At 73.9% G+C, this 14,926-nt stretch carries 16 protein-coding genes; 8 read left to right on the forward strand and 8 right to left on the reverse strand.

Going from position 1 to position 14,926, the window contains the following annotated elements; translation table 11 throughout:
* Nucleotides 1-113 precede the first annotated feature (113 nt).
* On the reverse strand, nucleotides 114-716 hold the full coding sequence (locus ABT158_RS18620; protein WP_352354768.1) for a cadmium resistance transporter: 603 nt from the start codon (nucleotides 714-716) through the stop codon (nucleotides 114-116).
* Nucleotides 717-955: 239 nt separating this feature from the next.
* On the opposite strand from ABT158_RS18620, the gene ABT158_RS18625 reads away from it, so the two are divergent.
* Nucleotides 956-1,303, forward strand: a complete 348-nt coding sequence (locus ABT158_RS18625; protein WP_352354770.1) for a hypothetical protein — start codon at nucleotides 956-958, stop codon at nucleotides 1,301-1,303.
* 15 nt (nucleotides 1,304-1,318) lie between these two features.
* Here the strand turns inward: ABT158_RS18625 and ABT158_RS18630 are convergent, their stop codons facing one another.
* Nucleotides 1,319-2,269 (reverse strand): LysR family transcriptional regulator, encoded by a 951-nt coding sequence (locus tag ABT158_RS18630; RefSeq protein ID WP_352354772.1) that lies wholly within the window; start codon nucleotides 2,267-2,269, stop codon nucleotides 1,319-1,321.
* 136 nt (nucleotides 2,270-2,405) lie between these two features.
* On the opposite strand from ABT158_RS18630, the gene ABT158_RS18635 reads away from it, so the two are divergent.
* The 3 genes from ABT158_RS18635 (at nucleotide 2,406) to ABT158_RS18645 (ending at nucleotide 6,843) form a co-directional block, all read left to right on the forward strand.
* Complete coding sequence (locus ABT158_RS18635) at nucleotides 2,406-3,647, forward strand: MFS transporter (protein ID WP_352354774.1); 1,242 nt, start codon at nucleotides 2,406-2,408, stop codon at nucleotides 3,645-3,647.
* A 26-nt stretch (nucleotides 3,648-3,673) separates the two neighbouring features.
* A complete protein-coding gene (locus ABT158_RS18640; protein ID WP_352354776.1) occupies nucleotides 3,674-4,279 on the forward strand; it encodes a cysteine hydrolase family protein in 606 nt (201 codons plus the stop codon).
* A 71-nt stretch (nucleotides 4,280-4,350) separates the two neighbouring features.
* Entirely contained in the window at nucleotides 4,351-6,843 is a 2,493-nt protein-coding gene (locus tag ABT158_RS18645; RefSeq protein WP_352354778.1) for a type 1 periplasmic-binding domain-containing protein, read from the forward strand.
* 19 nt (nucleotides 6,844-6,862) lie between these two features.
* On the opposite strand, the gene ABT158_RS18650 is transcribed toward ABT158_RS18645, so the two are convergent.
* Nucleotides 6,863-7,687, reverse strand: coding sequence for a phytanoyl-CoA dioxygenase family protein (locus ABT158_RS18650; RefSeq protein WP_352354780.1), 825 nt, complete (start codon nucleotides 7,685-7,687; stop codon nucleotides 6,863-6,865).
* A gap of 101 nt (nucleotides 7,688-7,788) precedes the next feature.
* Between ABT158_RS18650 and ABT158_RS18655 the strand changes: the two genes are divergently transcribed.
* A complete protein-coding gene (locus ABT158_RS18655) occupies nucleotides 7,789-8,610 on the forward strand; it encodes a helix-turn-helix domain-containing protein (protein WP_352354782.1) in 822 nt (273 codons plus the stop codon).
* Here the strand turns inward: ABT158_RS18655 and ABT158_RS18660 are convergent.
* Nucleotides 8,570-9,685 (reverse strand): sensor histidine kinase, encoded by a 1,116-nt coding sequence (locus ABT158_RS18660; RefSeq protein ID WP_352354784.1) that lies wholly within the window; start codon nucleotides 9,683-9,685, stop codon nucleotides 8,570-8,572. The genes ABT158_RS18655 and ABT158_RS18660 overlap by 41 nt on opposite strands.
* Nucleotides 9,678-10,373 (reverse strand): response regulator transcription factor, encoded by a 696-nt coding sequence (locus tag ABT158_RS18665; RefSeq protein WP_352354786.1) that lies wholly within the window; start codon nucleotides 10,371-10,373, stop codon nucleotides 9,678-9,680. Before ABT158_RS18665 ends, ABT158_RS18660 begins: the two co-directional genes overlap by 8 nt.
* An 87-nt stretch (nucleotides 10,374-10,460) precedes the next feature.
* Here ABT158_RS18665 and ABT158_RS18670 point away from each other — a divergent pair, with 87 nt between their 5' ends.
* Nucleotides 10,461-11,051, forward strand: coding sequence for a D-alanyl-D-alanine carboxypeptidase family protein (locus ABT158_RS18670; RefSeq protein WP_352354788.1), 591 nt, complete (start codon nucleotides 10,461-10,463; stop codon nucleotides 11,049-11,051).
* A 12-nt stretch (nucleotides 11,052-11,063) separates the two neighbouring features.
* On the opposite strand, the gene ABT158_RS18675 is transcribed toward ABT158_RS18670, so the two are convergent.
* Nucleotides 11,064-11,267: a hypothetical protein gene (locus tag ABT158_RS18675; protein WP_352354790.1), complete on the reverse strand. Its 204-nt coding sequence runs from the start codon at nucleotides 11,265-11,267 to the stop codon at nucleotides 11,064-11,066.
* A gap of 400 nt (nucleotides 11,268-11,667) precedes the next feature.
* A complete protein-coding gene (locus ABT158_RS18680; RefSeq protein ID WP_352354792.1) occupies nucleotides 11,668-12,414 on the reverse strand; it encodes a class I SAM-dependent methyltransferase in 747 nt (248 codons plus the stop codon).
* A 207-nt stretch (nucleotides 12,415-12,621) separates the two neighbouring features.
* On the opposite strand from ABT158_RS18680, the gene ABT158_RS18685 reads away from it, so the two are divergent.
* Nucleotides 12,622-13,209, forward strand: coding sequence for a TetR/AcrR family transcriptional regulator (locus tag ABT158_RS18685; RefSeq protein ID WP_352354794.1), 588 nt, complete (start codon nucleotides 12,622-12,624; stop codon nucleotides 13,207-13,209).
* 103 nt (nucleotides 13,210-13,312) lie between these two features.
* Here ABT158_RS18685 and ABT158_RS18690 read toward each other — a convergent pair whose 3' ends face one another.
* Nucleotides 13,313-13,555: a hypothetical protein gene (locus ABT158_RS18690; RefSeq protein WP_352354796.1), complete on the reverse strand. Its 243-nt coding sequence runs from the start codon at nucleotides 13,553-13,555 to the stop codon at nucleotides 13,313-13,315.
* A gap of 109 nt (nucleotides 13,556-13,664) precedes the next feature.
* On the opposite strand from ABT158_RS18690, the gene ABT158_RS18695 reads away from it, so the two are divergent.
* Nucleotides 13,665-14,926: MFS transporter (locus ABT158_RS18695; RefSeq protein WP_352354798.1), on the forward strand; the 1,262-nt coding region annotated here is incomplete at its 3' end.

The raw sequence follows: 14,926 nt of genomic DNA on the forward strand, positions 1-14,926 counted from the left end.
GCCCCCGAGACGCCGCCCGAGCAGATCATCATCCGGGCCCCCTTCCGATGCCGTGATCTTGTTGGACGCCCCCGCCCGGCCCTTGGTTCGGAGCCGCGCCGAACTTCCCGGACCTACAGGCCGAAGGCGCCGCCCTCGACGAGGATGAGCAGGCCCAGGCCGATCAGGACCACGGGCAGCAGGACGTGCCCCCACCGGCTCAGGGCGCGGGCGACCAGGGGACGGGTGGCGAAGAGCCGTCCGGCCGCGCACCACACGCCGACCAGGACGAGGAACACGGCGACGTACCCGCCGGTGCCGCCCGGTCCGGCGGTGGCGAAGACCGGCACGTACACGCCGATGTTGTCGCCGCCGTTGGCGAAGGTGACCGCGGCGACCTCCAGCGTCCCCGGGCCGCCGGGCGGGTCGGCGTCCGGGTCGCCGTCGTCGCCGTCGCGGCGGTTCCGCCACGCCTGCCAGGCGGCCTTGACGCCCAGGGCGAGGGGGAGCAGCCCCAGGTACGGGATCAGCGACCCGGGAAGGAAGGTCGCCCCGAAGCCCGCCGCCACGGCCACCGCCACGAGCGCGAGGAAGCCCAGGTACTGGCCCGCCACGATCCGGACGGCGACACCCCGCCGGCCCGCGCCCTGGGCGAAGAACAACGCCAGGATCAGGATGTCGTCGATGTTGGTGACGGCGAACAGCCCCGCGGCCTGCCCGACGATGCCCAGATTCACCAGAGGGAGTCCTTCTGTCCGGAGATGCCCGGCCGACCCTATCGGGGCGCAGGCGGGCCTCAGAGCCGCCGATGCGGCGTCCCACACCGGACGGGTCCGGCCGAGTCCGGCCGAGGTGCTGTTGGACACCGCGCCGGGGCGGCTTCGCTGTCGTCCACCGGACGTGGCCGGGCGGGCACGCCCGACGCGCCCCGGAGCGCGTCGGCCGCTTCCGCCGATTCCGACCGAAGGAGACCATCATGCGCGCACGCAGCGCACTCACAGCCGCCGTCCTCGCCGCCGGCGCCCTGACGCTGCCCGGCGGGCCGGCGCACGCCGGGCCGCACCTCCGGGCGGCCGACGGGCCGTGCCGGGCCGAGCAGACCCACCGAGTCGGCGGCAGCGTCATCAAGTACGAGCAGTTCGGGGCGCGGTCCGTCTGCCCGGCCGGCACCTACCAGCACTGGCACCAGGTCCACATCCGCTGCGGGATCGAGCCGGAGCGCCCCGGGCCCATGGTGGGCGGCACGTCCGTCTCGGAGGAGTGGTGCCCCAAGAACACCCTGCTCCAGGACTACTGGGTCACCCAAGGCCCTCAGGAGGGCTGACCGGCGAAGGGGCGGTCAGCCCGCCCGGCGGCCGTTCCCCGCCCGTGCCCAGGCCGGGGCCCACGTCCCGGACTGGCGTTCGGCCGCCGTGGCGGCGAGGTAAGCGCGCAGGGTGGCCAGCGCCGGGTGCGGGTTGTCGCGGCGCCACAGGAGCGAGTGCGGGTAGACGGGCGTGGGGCCGGTCACCGGGATGCGGCGCAGCCCGTGCCCGGCGGGCCAGACGACCCGGGTCCGGTCGCCCATGAACGTGGCCAGGGCCGGGGTGTCGGCGATGGTGTCGAGGAGCACGTCGGAGCCGAAGTTGGGGCCGGTCGCCTCGATGCTGAGGCCGAACTCGGCGACCAGGTCGTCGTAGAAGGCGGTCCACTCCGTGCCGGGGGCGAGGCCGGGCATCCAGATCCGGTGTCCGGCGAGCCGGCCGAGGGTCACCGAACGGGCGTCGGCCAGCGCGTGGGCGGGGCCGGCGAGGAGCTGGAGGGCCTCGTCGACGACCCAGGCGGACTCGACGTCGTCGGGAAGGGGCCGGCCGGGCATGGCGACGGCGCGGAAGGAGGCGTCGATCGTGCCGGACCGGATGGCGGCGACGGCCGCGTCGATGTCGGACAACATCACCACGTCGAGGTCGATGCCGGGGTAGGCGTGATGGAAGCCGCGCATCAGGCCCGACCCCGCGCCGCGCGAGGCCAGCACGTCGACCCGCAGCGGACGGCTGCCCGCCCGTACGGACGCGACCGCCCGCTCGGCGACCCGCAGCAGCTCGCGGGCGTGCGGCAGGAACGCCTGCCCGTCGATGGTGAGCGTGGTGCCGCGCGGGGTGCGGGTGAACAGCCGCACCCCGAGGTCGCGTTCCAGGGCGGCGATGCGCTTGGAGACGGCCTGCTGGGTGACCGCCAGGTCGGCGGCGGCCTCCTGGAACTGCCCCGCCTCGGCGGCGGCGACGAAGGTCCGGACGATGTCGAGGTCCATGCGCACACCTTAAGGACACAACGATCGGTTGTGCGGATCGGGTCTTCCGGTTGTTTGATCTCCTGCTCACCGGCCCGATTGGATGCTCCCGATCGCGTATCGGTTGTACGGGCGAGTGACGAGGAGCGTCGGGGACATGAGGGACGGGCACCGGTTGGGCCGCCGGTTCGGATGGTTGTGGGCGGCGTACGGCACCAGCGCGCTCGGCACGTGGCTCGCCTTCGGCGCGTTCCCGCTGATCGCCGTCCAGGTGCTGGACGCCGGGCCGGCGCAGGTCGCGGCGCTGTCGGCCGTGGGCGCGGCGGTGGGCGCGGCCGTGGCGGTGCCGCTCGGCCCGTGGGTGGAGTTCCGCCGCAAGCGGCCCGTGCTGATCGCGGCGGACCTGGTGCGGTCCGCGGCGCTGCTGACGATCCCCGCCGCGTTCGCGCTCGGCGTGCTCACCTTCGTCCAGCTGCTGCTGGTCTCGGTCGTGGTGGCGGCGGCCGACATCACCTTCCGCGCCGCCTCCGGGGCGTACCTCAAGACGCTGCTGCCGGGCGAGCACCTGCTCGTCGCGAACGCCCGCCTGGAGTCCACGACCTGGACGACCACGATCGTCGGGCCGCCGCTGGGCGGCGCCGCCATCGCGCTCCTCGGCCCGGTCGCGACGGTGGTGGCCGACGCCGTCAGCTACCTGCTGTCGGCCCTGGGCGTGCGCGCGGCGGGCGGCGGCGAGCCGCGCCCCGCACGCCGGGAGCCCGCGCGCGTGCGCGCCGGCGACCTGCTCGACGGCTGGCGGCACATCCTCGCCGACGCCGCGCTGCGCCCGCTGTTCCTCAACACCGCCCTGTTCAACGGCCTGCTGATGGCCGCCGACGCGCTGCTGGCCGTGCTGATGCTCGGCCGGCTGGGGTTCACCTCGTGGCAGTACGGTCTCGCCTTCGCCGTGCCCGCCCTCGGCGGGCTGCTCGGGGCGCGGCTGGCCCGTCCGCTGGTCACCCGGTTCGGGCAGCACCGCGTCCTGGTCGTGACCGGGACGCTGCGCGCGGTGTGGCCCGTCGGGCTGGCCTTCGTGGGGCCGGGCACCGGAGGGCTGCTGCTGGTGATGGGCGTCGAACTCGGGCTCATCCTCTGCTGCGGCGTCTTCAACCCCGTCTCGGCCACCTACCGCCTCCAACGCACCCCGGACGACCGGATCACCCGCACGCTGTCGGCCTGGTCGGTGACCACCAAGGCGTCCACCGCGCTGCTGACGGCCGCGTGGGGGGTGCTGGGCGCCCTGCTCGGCCCCCGTACGGCCATCGGCCTGGCCGGCGTGCTCGTGCTGGCGACCCCGCTGCTGCTTCCCCGGCGCGCCGCCGCGGCCCTTCCCGAGCCGGTGCCCGCGCCCCACGCCTGAATCCCCTCATCACCAAGGAGACAACGATGACCGTCACGTCCCCCGAGCTCGACCCCCGGACGTCCGCGCTGCTCGTCCTGGACCTCCAGCAGGGCGTGCTCGCCTCGCTCCCCGGCCTGGAGGAGCAGGAGGCGCTGCTGTCCCGGGTGGCCGACGCCGCCGCGGCCATGCGCGCGCACGGCGCCGCCGTCGTCCACGTGCGGCTCGGCTTCACCGAGGCCGACTGGGCGGCGATCCCGGCCGCCAACCCGACGTTCTCCCTCATCGGACGCGGACGCCTGCTGCACCACGACGACCCCGGCACGCACTTCCACCCGCGGGTCGCGCCCGAGCCCGGGGACCTCGTCGCCCGCAAGACCCGGGTCGGCGCGCTGTCCACGACGGACCTCGACCGGCGGCTGCGCGAGCGCGGGATCACCACGCTGGTCGTCGCCGGGCTCACCACCGGCGGCGCCGTCCTGTCCACCGTCGCCGACGCCGCCGACCGCGACTACCGGCTGCACGTCCTGTCGGACGGGGTCGCCGACCCGGACCGGCACCTCCACCGGACGCTGATGACCGGCGTGTTCCCGAGAACGGCCCGCGTCGTCGACACCGCCGGATTGCATTCACTCCTGCGCGAGAGCCGATAGCCGCGAACCGTTCGATTTCACTTTCGTATCGCGGGCGGGCCGAATTGCCCGTGCCCCCCAATACTGGGTGCATGGTTCCCCTGAACGGCGACTTCGACGCGTTCGCCTCGATGATCGACGAAAGAGTCACGGCACGCAGGGCCGCTCCGGCGCTCGTCGTGAGGATCTTCAAGGGCACCCGGGCGGCCGCTCCCGGCGTCGTCGTCAAGGCGCTCGCCCGCCGGCTGCGCACGGCGGACGACCGGCCCCTCGTCCCGCACGCCGAGATCGACGAGGCCACCCGCCCGGGCGGGATCGTCGTCCAGCTGGGCAACACGACGCCACGCGGCTGGGGCACCGTACGTTTTCCCCGTTATCGGGCCTTGAACGCGATAAAGGATGGCGAACGAGCAACCGGCGCCCTAGAGCTGGCATTTCACGACCTTCACCCAAATCTCGCCTATTTCGTACGGAGTGCCAACCAAGTAGGCGGATTGTCGTTGTTTTTCCAGGTTCTGCTGTTCATCCTGGCGGGCTGGGCGATCCGCGGAGTCTTCCGCTGGTCGTGGCGCCGCCGGACCCGCGGCTGGTTCCCCGGCTACATCGGGCATGACAGGGCCGACTTCTTCCCGGAAGCCGGCCGGCTCATGTGGGGCCCCGACCGGGAGAGACAGGAGGGAGCCCTGCTCCGGGCGCTCCTGTGCGACCTGGAGGCCGCCTTCACCCCCAGGCTGTCACCGTGGCGGCGGCGTCGCCGCAGCAGATTCGTGCTCTTCGTCACCGGCGACGCCGCGCTCACCGACCGCGTCGCCGACGCCGTACGGGACACCCGCGTACGTCGCACGGTCGTGATCGCCGCGCCGGAGTCCGGCGCCCAGGCCCCGGGCCCGGACCTCAGGTGGGCGGCGAGCGCACTCGACGGCCAGGCGGCCCTCGATCCGGAGGAGGGCGTCATCCAGGGGACCGGCGGCCTCGACGCCGCCGCCCTGGCGGGCCGGGGCAGGATCCCCGTGCGGCTCGGCAGCCCCGCGCTCGCCGCGACGGAGGCCGTGGCGCAGGGCCTGGCCGCCGTCGGGCTGGCGGCCGTGCTCGCGATCCCCTGGCTGCCCCCGATCCGGCCGCCGGACACCTCCTGCCTCGCGCGGCCCGCGCCCGGCCCGGCGAGCCCGCCCGCCCCGGTCCCGGACGCCGCCGGGGCGCAGAGCCTCTACGCCGCCGACAAGCAGCGGATCGAGGCCGAGAACGCCAGGGTCGAGGCCAAGGAGAAACAGGGGTACACCGTCAAGACCGTGGTGTACCTCGGCTCCGGTGTCACGACCTTCGAGCATCCCGAGTACAACGGCGTGCTCCCCGAGCTGCGCGGGATCCTGCTGGCCCAGCGGAAGATGAACGACATGGCCGAGGCCACCCCGCACAGCCGGCGCAACTACGACGGCAACGTCTTCGTGCGGGTGAACGTCGAGGAGGCCGGCGCCGGGTACGCGAAGGCGCCCGAGATGGCGCGCCGGATCGCCGCCCAGCCGGACCGGAAGGTGCTCGGCGTGATCGGGCTGGGCGAGAGCCGGAAGGAGACGATCGAGGCCCAGCGGATCCTCGGCGACGGCGGCCTGCCCATGCTGGGCATCGGCGCCACCTCGGAGACCTTCCAGTCGCACCCGCTCTATCACCAGGTCTCCTACGACAATCCGGAACAGGCCCGGCTCATCGCCGCCTTCGTCAGGAACGCCGGCGTCATCCCCGCCGATGACGGCACCTGCGCCCCCGCCGCATCGGCCGTCATCCTCGGCGATCCCGACGACGACTACAGCAAGACCCTCAGCGACGACTTCGCCGCCGAGTTCCGGCCGAGCGCCCAGCTGTGGTTCTCGCCGTCGAACAAGAGCCCCCAGCCCGGCGGCAAGACGGTGTACAGCCTGTCGGCGCTGGCCGACGAGACCTGCGCGATCGTCGCCAAGGACCCGCGGCGCACCCTGGTCCTCTGGCCGGGACGGGCCCAGCGGCTGCGCGACTTCCTGCAGACCGTCAAGGGCAAGAACGCCTGCCCGAGCGCCCTCACCGTGCTGGCCGGTGCCGACGTCACCACCACGGTGACGCGCGCGCAGCAGCTGTCGTTCGACGGCGTCACCCTGTACTACTCGGCGCACGCGCTCCCCAGCCGGCCGCCGAACGAGATGGGCAAGGAGTACCTCGCCCGCTACTCCGCCGCCTACGGCCACGACGCCTGGTACGACCACTGGCGCGGGCCGCTCGCCTACGACGCCCTCATGACCATGGCCACGGCAGTCAACACCGTCTGCCAGCTCAACAAGGCGGCGGGGTGCGGGCGGGGCTCGGTGCAGGTCCTGTCCTCCTTCGGCGTCGGCGGCGACGCCGGTCTGCGCGGCGCGACGGGGACGATCGTCTACCCGAGCGATCCCCGCAACGCGTCCGGCGCGGTGACCGTCGTGCCGTCCGACAAGAGGTTCCTCATCCTCCGGGACACGCCCCAAGGGCCGGTGGTGGCCATGGAGTGCGGCCGCCGCGACGGTGGCGACGTGAAGACCACCTGGGGCCCGCACGGCGAGTTCGCCTGCCCCCGCCGCTGACCCCGGGCGGTGCTGTCGCTCACCTGTCGCCGGGCTCCGCGGGGCAGGGGTCGCCGACGTGGACGTGCGGCACCGGGTAGAGCACCTTGCGACGCTGCTCGGTCAGGCCGCCGAGCCAGGACTCGTCGTAGACGTAGCCGTACCTGCTGCCCGCCCATACCGGGCCGTAGCGGTAGATGACCACGCGGCGTTCGCCGGGGTTGGTCCGGGTGGAGCCGCCGTGCATGAGCCCGTCCACGAAGAGCAGCGCGTCGCCCTTCTCCAGGTGGACGGGGATCGCGCCCGGCAGGGTGTCCATGCGGTCGCCCCTGGCGTAGTCGCCGCCCAGCGGGTGCCGGAAGTTCGACTTGTGCGAGCCCGGCACCACCATGGTCGCGCCGTCGCCCTCGCCGATGTCGGTCAGCGCGAGGATGATGTTGACCTGACCGCAGCGGAAGACGCCGTGGTCGTAGCGGTAGCCGCAGCGCAGCGCGGTGCGGTAGCCGCCGGAGTGCACGGGGTGGTGCCCGCCCGACTCGCGGATCGAGGCGATCGTCTCGTCGACGAACACGCCGGGGATGTAGCTGTCCTCCTCGCCCGCGTAGTGCCTGACCAGGTCGAACCAGCTCGGGTGGTCGACCAGCTCCTCGAACGGCCGGCCCGCCGCCACCGCCTGGTGCAGCTCGAAGCCGGTCTCGGGGGTGTAGTCGCGGCGCTGGGCGCCCCGGTACCACTCGCCCCTGGCCAGGTGGCGGGGAAAGGCGTCGAACTCGTCGTTGAGCCGCCGCAGCATATCCGCGTCCACGGCGTTCCTGAGGATCAGGTAGCCGTTGAGGTCGAACAGGAAGTCGTCCAGCTCGGACATGGTGGAACCTCCGGGGTGATGTGAGATGCCGCTACTCTGCCGCGACGACCGCATTCCGGTCATCCATCCGGAAGATCCGAGATGTCGCATATCCTCAAGGTGTGCGATCCCTCGCCCAGGTCATCGGCCTGCAGGCGTTCCACGTGACGTCGGGCCCCATGCCCCGCTCCCACATCCACCCCGAGGTCGAGTTCAACCTCGTCCTGTCGGGCACCGCCCGGTACGCGACCGTCGGCGGCGAGGTGGACCTGCCGCCCGGCCGGCTCGCCGTCTTCTGGGGCGGCTACCCGCACCGGCTGCTCACGGCCGAGGGTGTGGACTTCCTCTGGGCCACCGTCCCGCTGAGCGCCGTCATCGGCCACGACCCGCTGCGCGGCGCGGTCGAGCGGGCGCTGTCGGGAGAGTTCCTGTACGGCACCGCCGCCGAGGGCGAGCACGACCGTTTCCTCATGAGCCGCTGGGACCGGGAGCTGCGCCACGAGCCGGCCCCCGCCGTGGCCGAGGTCTGCCTGCTGGAGATGCACGCCCGGCTGGCCCGCCTGACCGGCGGGCCGCGCGGGACGGCGCCCGCCGAGGCCGCGGCGGCCGGGTCGGCCGAGCGGATGCTGGCCGTCGTCGCCCGCCGCTACACCGACCGGCTGACGGTCGAGGAGATCGCCGCAGCCGCCGGGGTGCACCCCACCTACGCGGCCCTGGCCTTCAAACGGGCCCTCGGCATGCCCGTCTGGCAGTACGTCACCCGGCTGCGGGTCGCCCACGCCTGCCGGTTGCTGCTGGTCACCGGCTGGGGCGTCGACAGGGTCGCGCACGCCAGCGGCTTCCAGACGAGGTCGAGCTTCTACCGGGCCTTCGCCGAATCGACCGGCCTGACGCCCACGGAGTTCAGGCGGCGGGCGACCGCCGACGGTGGGTGCCCTCCGTGACGCCCGCCGGCAGGCGCACGGTGACGCGCAGACCCCCGGACGGGCGGGGGACGAGGTCGAGCGTCCCGTCGTGCGCCCGGACGATGCTGCCGACGATCGCCAGGCCCAGCCCGACCCCCGCGTGGTCGGCGCGGACGCGGTCGGTGCCCCGCCGGAACGGCTCCACCAGCGTGGGGACCACGTCCGGAGGCAGCTCGTCGCCGGTGTTCTCGACGGTGAGGGTCACCGTCCCGGCGTGCACGGCGGTCGTGACCCACACCGTGCCCTGTCCGGCGAGGTTGTGCACGATCGCGTTGTGCACGAGGTTCGTCGTCATCTGCAGCAGCAGCGAGGGTGAGCCGTCGGCGGGGGCCAGGTCGCCGGCGGTCTCGACGGCGAGGCCGCGCCGCTCGGCCAGGGGCAGCAGCGTCTCGACGGCCTCCTCCGCGATCAGCGACAGGTCGACCCGCTCGCGCGGGAAGGACCGCTGGTCGGCCCGGCTGAGCAGGAGCAACGCCTCGGTGAGGTCGATCGCCCGGGTGTTGACCAGGTGGAGGCGGTCGACCAGCTCGGCGGGGTCGCGGGTGGGGTCGGTGCGGGCGACGTCGAGCAGCGCCCGGGCGACGGCGAGCGGGGTGCGCAGCTCGTGGGAGGCGTTGGCGGCGAATCTCCGCTGCTCGGCGACGTGCGCTTCGAGCCGTACGAGCATGGTGTCGAAGGTGTCGGCGAGCTCGCGCAGCTCGTCCGCGCGGCCCGGCAGCCTGATGCGGTGGGAGAGCGAGCCGCCGGTGGCCCTGCGGGCGGCGTCGGTGATGCGGGTCAGGGGCGCGAGCATCCGGCCGGCCAGCAGCCACCCGCCCACGAGCCCGAACACCAGCAGGAACGCCAGCACGAGAGCCGCGACCGGGGCGAACGACCGCACGATCGCCGAGCGGTTGACCAGGAAGTCGCCGGTGGAGTAGATGGCGTCATCGGGCAGACCGCGCATGTAGTACACCCCCACCGCGCCGAGCGGCAGGAGGCCCGCGACCACGAGGAACCCGGCGTAGCTCAGGGTGAGCTTGAGCCGCACGCTCAGGCCGGGGGCCCTATCCATGGCCCTCCCCCTCGCGCCCGGCGGCGGGCGCCGTGTCGATGCGGTAGCCGACCCCCGCCACGGTGGCGATCACCCAGGGCTCGCCGAGGCGCTTGCGCAGGGACGAGACCGTGATCCGGACGGCGTTGGTGAAGGGGTCGGCGTTCTCGTCCCACGCCCGCTCCAGGAGCTCCTCGGCGCTGACGACCCCGCCCTCGGCGGCGACGAGGACTTCGAGCACGGCGAACTGCTTGCGGGTGAGCGCGACATAGCGGCCGTCGCGGAAGACCTCGCGGCGGAACGGGTCGAGGCGCAGGCCCGCGATCTCGCGCACCGGCGGCCTGCTGTGGCCCCGCCTGCGGTCGAGCGCTCTGAGGCGGAGCACGAGTTCGCGCAGCTCGAAGGGCTTGGTGAGGTAGTCGTCGGCGCCCAGTTCGAACCCGCTGGCCTTGTCGTCGAGCCGGTCGGCGGCGGTGAGCATGAGGATGGGCATGCCGCTGCCGGAGGCGACGATGTGCCCGGCGACCTCGTCGCCCGAGGGGCCCGGGATGTCGCGGTCGAGGACGGCGATGTCGTAGGCGTTGACGCTCAGCAGCTTCAGGGCGGTGTGCCCGTCGCCGGCGATGTCGGCGGCGATGGCTTCCAGGCGCAGGCCGTCGCGGACGGCTTCCGCAAGATAGGGCTCGTCCTCGACGATCAGTACCCGCATACCCCTGACCGTACGGCCCGGGGCCTATCGCCGGCATATGAAAAATCCCATACGGGCCGGCAACGGGCCGCTGCCTTGACTGGCGGCATGACATCCAGCGGACCAGCACGAACGGCAGCCCGCCGGACCCGGTCGGCCCTGGTGGCCGCGCTCGTCGTCCTCGGCGTGACGCTCGCGGCCGGCGTCGTCGTCCACCGGGCGGCGACGTCCCTGACCGTCTCGGCGTACGACGAGACCGAGGGGGCCGTGCCCGACGGCGTGACGGTCTTCGACGACGGGATCCCGGCCGTCGCCGGCCTCGACGCCGACCTGCTCCGGGCCCTGCGCCGGGCGGCGGCCGAGGCCGCGGGCGACGGGGTCGAGTTCGTCGTCAACAGCGGCCGGCGTTCCCCGGCCTACCAGGAACGGCTGCGCCGGGAGGCGGTCGCCCGGTACGGCTCGGAGCGGGCGGCCGCCCGATGGGTCGCCTCCCCGGACACGTCGCTGCACGTGTCGGGGGACGCGGTGGACCTGGGGGCGGCCGCCGCCGGATGGTTGTCGGCGCACGGCGCCGCGTACGGGCTGTGCCAGATCTACCGCAACGAGCCCTGGCACTACGAACTGCGTCCGGAGGCCGCCGGCCGCGGCTGCCCGCGCATGTACGCCGACCCCACCCGCGACCCGAGGCTGTGGCGCTGACCGGCCTCCCCCTCAGGACGGCGGCACGCCGCGGTAGGCGCGCCAGAGCGCCAGGTCGTAGCCCAGGCCCAGGGCCGCGCCGAGCGGCAGGGGAGCGCCCAGCGCGGCCAGCGTGCCGGTCAGCGTGGTGGTGGCGGCGATCGGGGCGACCGGGACGGCGACACTGCGGGCCAGGCCGGTCATGCCGGCGGCGGCCGTACGCTGCCCCGGCGGCACGACCGCGGCCCTGAACGCCTGCCGCGCCGGGCGGCCGGCAGCGGCGCGGTGAGCTGGGCCAGGGCCGGCAGCAGGTTGGCGGCGAAGAACACCAGGCCCAGCTTGGGTGGTCGTCGGGCCGAAGCGATGGGCGAACCACCAGGCCGGCACCGCCTGGACGGCCAGCCCGCCGGCCAGCGCGTCCAGGGCGGACAGCCCGGCCAGCAGCCGGATGCGGCCGGGTCCGCAGCGCCCGTGCCGCGACGACCAGCAGCCCGTTACGCCCCAGTTCGATGGGAAACAGGCTCCTGGCCTGCGTGTTCGGCATGGGCATGATGTCCCGGGCGGCGTGGCGGACGTGCCGCGAACACGCGAAGACGCACGACGACGCGCGACGACATTGCGCGGGCCCGCCGCGGCGTCAGGTGGGTTCGAGGTGGACGTGCAGGTCGGTGGCGTGGGCGGGGGCGGGGCCGCCGTCCGGATCGGTGACGGCGGTCACGGCCAGGCCGGCGGCCGCGGCCAGCTCCTCGAACACCTCGCGGGGGTACCAGTGCAGGACCCACGGGCGTTCGGCGACGGTGACGTCCCGGCCCTGGTGGCGTTCGTAGCGCAGGAGGGTCGTCTGCGTCCGGACGGTCTCGTCGCGTCGCTGGGAGACGACGGACACCCGCAGGCCGGCGCCGTCGGGGGCGACGGCCGTGCGCGCCCGGCCGATCTGGTCGGCCGGGGCCGGGTCGGGAGTGAACAGCGGCACCAGCGCGACGCCGCCCTCGTCCAGGTGGGCGCGGATGCCGCGCAGGGCGGCCAGCGCCGTGGCGTCGTCGGGGAGCAGGGTGAAGGTCGGCCCGGCGAGGAAGATCGCCCGGTACCGGCGGGGCAGGCTCAGGCTCTCCATGCGCTGGTGGAACAGCGTCACGGACACGTCCAGCTCGCCGGCCCGGCGCCGGAGCCGGGCCAGCATGTCCGCCGAGGAGTCGACGCCGTCGACCTCCAGGCCGCGCCGGCGCAGCTCCAGCAGGGGATCGCCGTCCCCGCAGCCCAGCTCCAGCGCGGGGACGCCGGTACGCTCGACGAAGGCGGCATAAGGCTCCGGGCCCTGGGAGACGGATTTCAGCGGTCCGTAGAGCTCCGCGACCAGGCCGGTGTAGAAGTCAGCTGGATCCACCTTCGTCACCGTACGCACATGATCCGGAAGGTTCACTCCATTATCGGGCGGCGACGAACGCCGACGCGTGCGGACGCAGCAGCCCGCCCGCGCCCGGTTCCGGCAGCGGGACGGCCTCGGGCGGCCCAGGGTCGGGCCGGGGTTGCCGGCTCGGATCGCGGCCGAAGTATCGATACTTGAGGTAGCGCAATCAGATATCGTTCAGGCATGTCCCGAGCGAGCACATCCGCCAGACCGCCCGGTCGCCCGCGCACCGGCGTCAACGCCGAGGTGTTCGCCGCCACGTTGCACACCGTCCACGAGCTCGGCTACGCGCGGGCCACCGTCGAGCGCATCGCCGCCGCGGCCGGTGTGGCGAAGACGACGGTCTACCGGCGCTGGCCGACGAAGGGCGAGCTGATCGTCGACTGCCTGCTCGACGCGTTCGGCCCGGCGCCGCTGGAGGGCGCCGACCGGGCCGAGATCATGTCCTCGACCATCCGCTGGATCGCGGGGAAGGTCAGCGAGCCGGGCACGGGCGACGCGTTCGCGGGCGTGTTCAGCGACGCCGTCAGCGATCCGGCCCTGCGCGAGGTCCTGTCCACGCGGTTCCAGGACCCGTACCGGCTGGCGCTCCAGGAGGCGCTCGGCGAGCCGGAGCAGCGCGTCCTGCTCTACATCGACGTCGTCGTCGGCACCTTGCTCCACCGGATGGGCATGACCGGCGAGCCGATGGTCGAGGCCGACGTCGATGCGCTGATCGAGATGGTGCTGCGGCACTTCGCCGACGGGCCTGCGGGAGCGCCCGGCGCCTGAGCCGAGTGCCGCTCCGCGGGTGGTCAGATGGAGGGGGCCCGGCGGAGTTGACGGGCCGGGCGTCGCCGTACGCCGACGCCCGGCGCCTGCGCCGGTGCGGGGGTCACGACACCCCGGAGGCGATCTTGTGCAGCGGGCCCTGACCGCCGGGGGCGGCCTGGGCGGGGTTGTGGACGTGGGCCGTGCCCGCCGAGGCCGGCCAGGCTGGGCCGAACCCGGGGTAGGGGTGGGGCAGCGGGACGGGTACGGCCGCGCGGGCCGGCCCGGCCAGCGTGGCGGAGGCCAGCACACCGGCCACGGCGGCGGCGATCGCGAGGCCGGCTGATCCGCGTCTTCTCTTGAACATTTCGAGGTCCCCTCGACGTGGTCTGGAAGGACCGCCGAGAGTAGCAGATTGTTATGGCCCAAGTACAGAGAGTCACAAGGCGTGGGGTGAGGCAGTAGCGTGACCGCACGTGAGCGATTACACAGTGTCACCGTCGGTCGAGCCCCGGTCCCTGCGGCGGTGGGTCGTGCTGCTGCTCTGCTGGGCCTCGCTCACCATGACCTCCGTCGACCGTTCCACCTGGGGGCCCGCGTCGCTGCAGGCGGGCGAGGCGCTGGGGGTGTCGCTGGCGGGGCTGGGGGCGTTCGCGACGGCGTACTACGTCGGTTACGTGCTGTCCAACATCGGCGGCGGGGTGCTCGGCGACCGGATCGGCAGCCGGGTCGTGTTGTCGGGGTCGCTGTTCACGGCGGGCGGCTTCATGATCGTGTTCGGGTCCGTGCCGTCCGCCGGGGCCGGGATCGCGGTGCAGGCTCTGATCGGGCTCTGCGCGGGGGCCGACTTCGCGGCGGGCGTCAAGCTCATCGCGTCCTGGTTCGGCGAGCGGGAGCGGGGGCTGGCGATGGGCGTGTTCACCATGGCCTCCTCGCTCGGCACGATGATCGCCAACGTGCTCGTGCCCCGGCTGATCCAGTGGTACGACTGGCGGGCCTCGTACCACCTGTTCGGGATCGTGTCGATGGGGCTTGCGCTGGTGTGCCTGACACTGCTGCGCGACCGGCGCGAGCCGCCGGCCGCGCGCCCGTCGCTGCGCGGCGTGGTCCGCGACCGCGACCTGCTGCTGATCGGCCTGGCCGGCTTCGGCGGGCTGTGGGGCACGTACGGCTTCGTGACCTGGTCCAACACCTTGATGGTGAAGGGGCACGGGCTCGACCCGGTGGCGGCGGGGACCGTCGTCGTGGTGTTCGCGGCGGCGGGCGCGGTGGGCAAACCGGTCATCGGCCTGGCCACCGACCTGGCCGGACGGGGACGCAAACGCCCGGCGGTCGCCGTGCTGGTGGCCTTCGCCGGCTGCCTGCTGCTGTTCGGCCGCATGGAGACGGAGACGGCGTTCCTGGTGACGGCCGGGTTCGCGGGGCTGGGCGCGTACCTGTACTCGCCGTTGCTGATCGCCATGGTGCCCGGCCTGTCGGGGACGGCGCTGGCCGGCTCGGCGGCGGGCGCGACGAACGCGGTGGCGCAACTGGGCAGCGTGACCGTGCCGGTCGTCGTGGGGGCGGTCTACCAGGCCAGCGGCTCCTTCTCCGCCGCGTTCGCCACCCTGGCCGCCGGGCCCGTGGCGGGCGCGGCGGCGCTGTGCTTCGTCCGCGAGGCGCGCCGGCCGGCGGGAAGACCCCGCCCCCCCCCCGAGCGGGCCGCCCGGGCGCGCCGCCGCCCCGGCCCGGGCGGGCG

This window comes from Nonomuraea sp. NPDC001636 (genome assembly GCF_040298265.1).
Lineage (GTDB): Bacteria > Actinomycetota > Actinomycetes > Streptosporangiales > Streptosporangiaceae > Nonomuraea.

What these genes read in the sequence shown, in the direction of transcription:
- ABT158_RS18625 (WP_352354770.1), top strand. Translation starts at nt 956, where the DNA reads ATGCGCGCACGCAGCGCACTCACAGCCGCCGTCCTCGCCGCCGGCGCC.
- ABT158_RS18630 (WP_352354772.1), bottom strand. Translation starts at nt 2,269, where the DNA reads ATGGACCTCGACATCGTCCGGACCTTCGTCGCCGCCGCCGAGGCGGGG.
- ABT158_RS18635 (WP_352354774.1), top strand. Translation starts at nt 2,406, where the DNA reads ATGAGGGACGGGCACCGGTTGGGCCGCCGGTTCGGATGGTTGTGGGCG.
- ABT158_RS18640 (WP_352354776.1), top strand. Translation starts at nt 3,674, where the DNA reads ATGACCGTCACGTCCCCCGAGCTCGACCCCCGGACGTCCGCGCTGCTC.
- ABT158_RS18645 (WP_352354778.1), top strand. Translation starts at nt 4,351, where the DNA reads ATGGTTCCCCTGAACGGCGACTTCGACGCGTTCGCCTCGATGATCGAC.
- ABT158_RS18650 (WP_352354780.1), bottom strand. Translation starts at nt 7,687, where the DNA reads ATGTCCGAGCTGGACGACTTCCTGTTCGACCTCAACGGCTACCTGATC.
- ABT158_RS18660 (WP_352354784.1), bottom strand. Translation starts at nt 9,685, where the DNA reads ATGGATAGGGCCCCCGGCCTGAGCGTGCGGCTCAAGCTCACCCTGAGC.
- ABT158_RS18665 (WP_352354786.1), bottom strand. Translation starts at nt 10,373, where the DNA reads ATGCGGGTACTGATCGTCGAGGACGAGCCCTATCTTGCGGAAGCCGTC.
- ABT158_RS18670 (WP_352354788.1), top strand. Translation starts at nt 10,461, where the DNA reads ATGACATCCAGCGGACCAGCACGAACGGCAGCCCGCCGGACCCGGTCG.
- ABT158_RS18685 (WP_352354794.1), top strand. Translation starts at nt 12,622, where the DNA reads ATGTCCCGAGCGAGCACATCCGCCAGACCGCCCGGTCGCCCGCGCACC.
- ABT158_RS18690 (WP_352354796.1), bottom strand. Translation starts at nt 13,555, where the DNA reads ATGTTCAAGAGAAGACGCGGATCAGCCGGCCTCGCGATCGCCGCCGCC.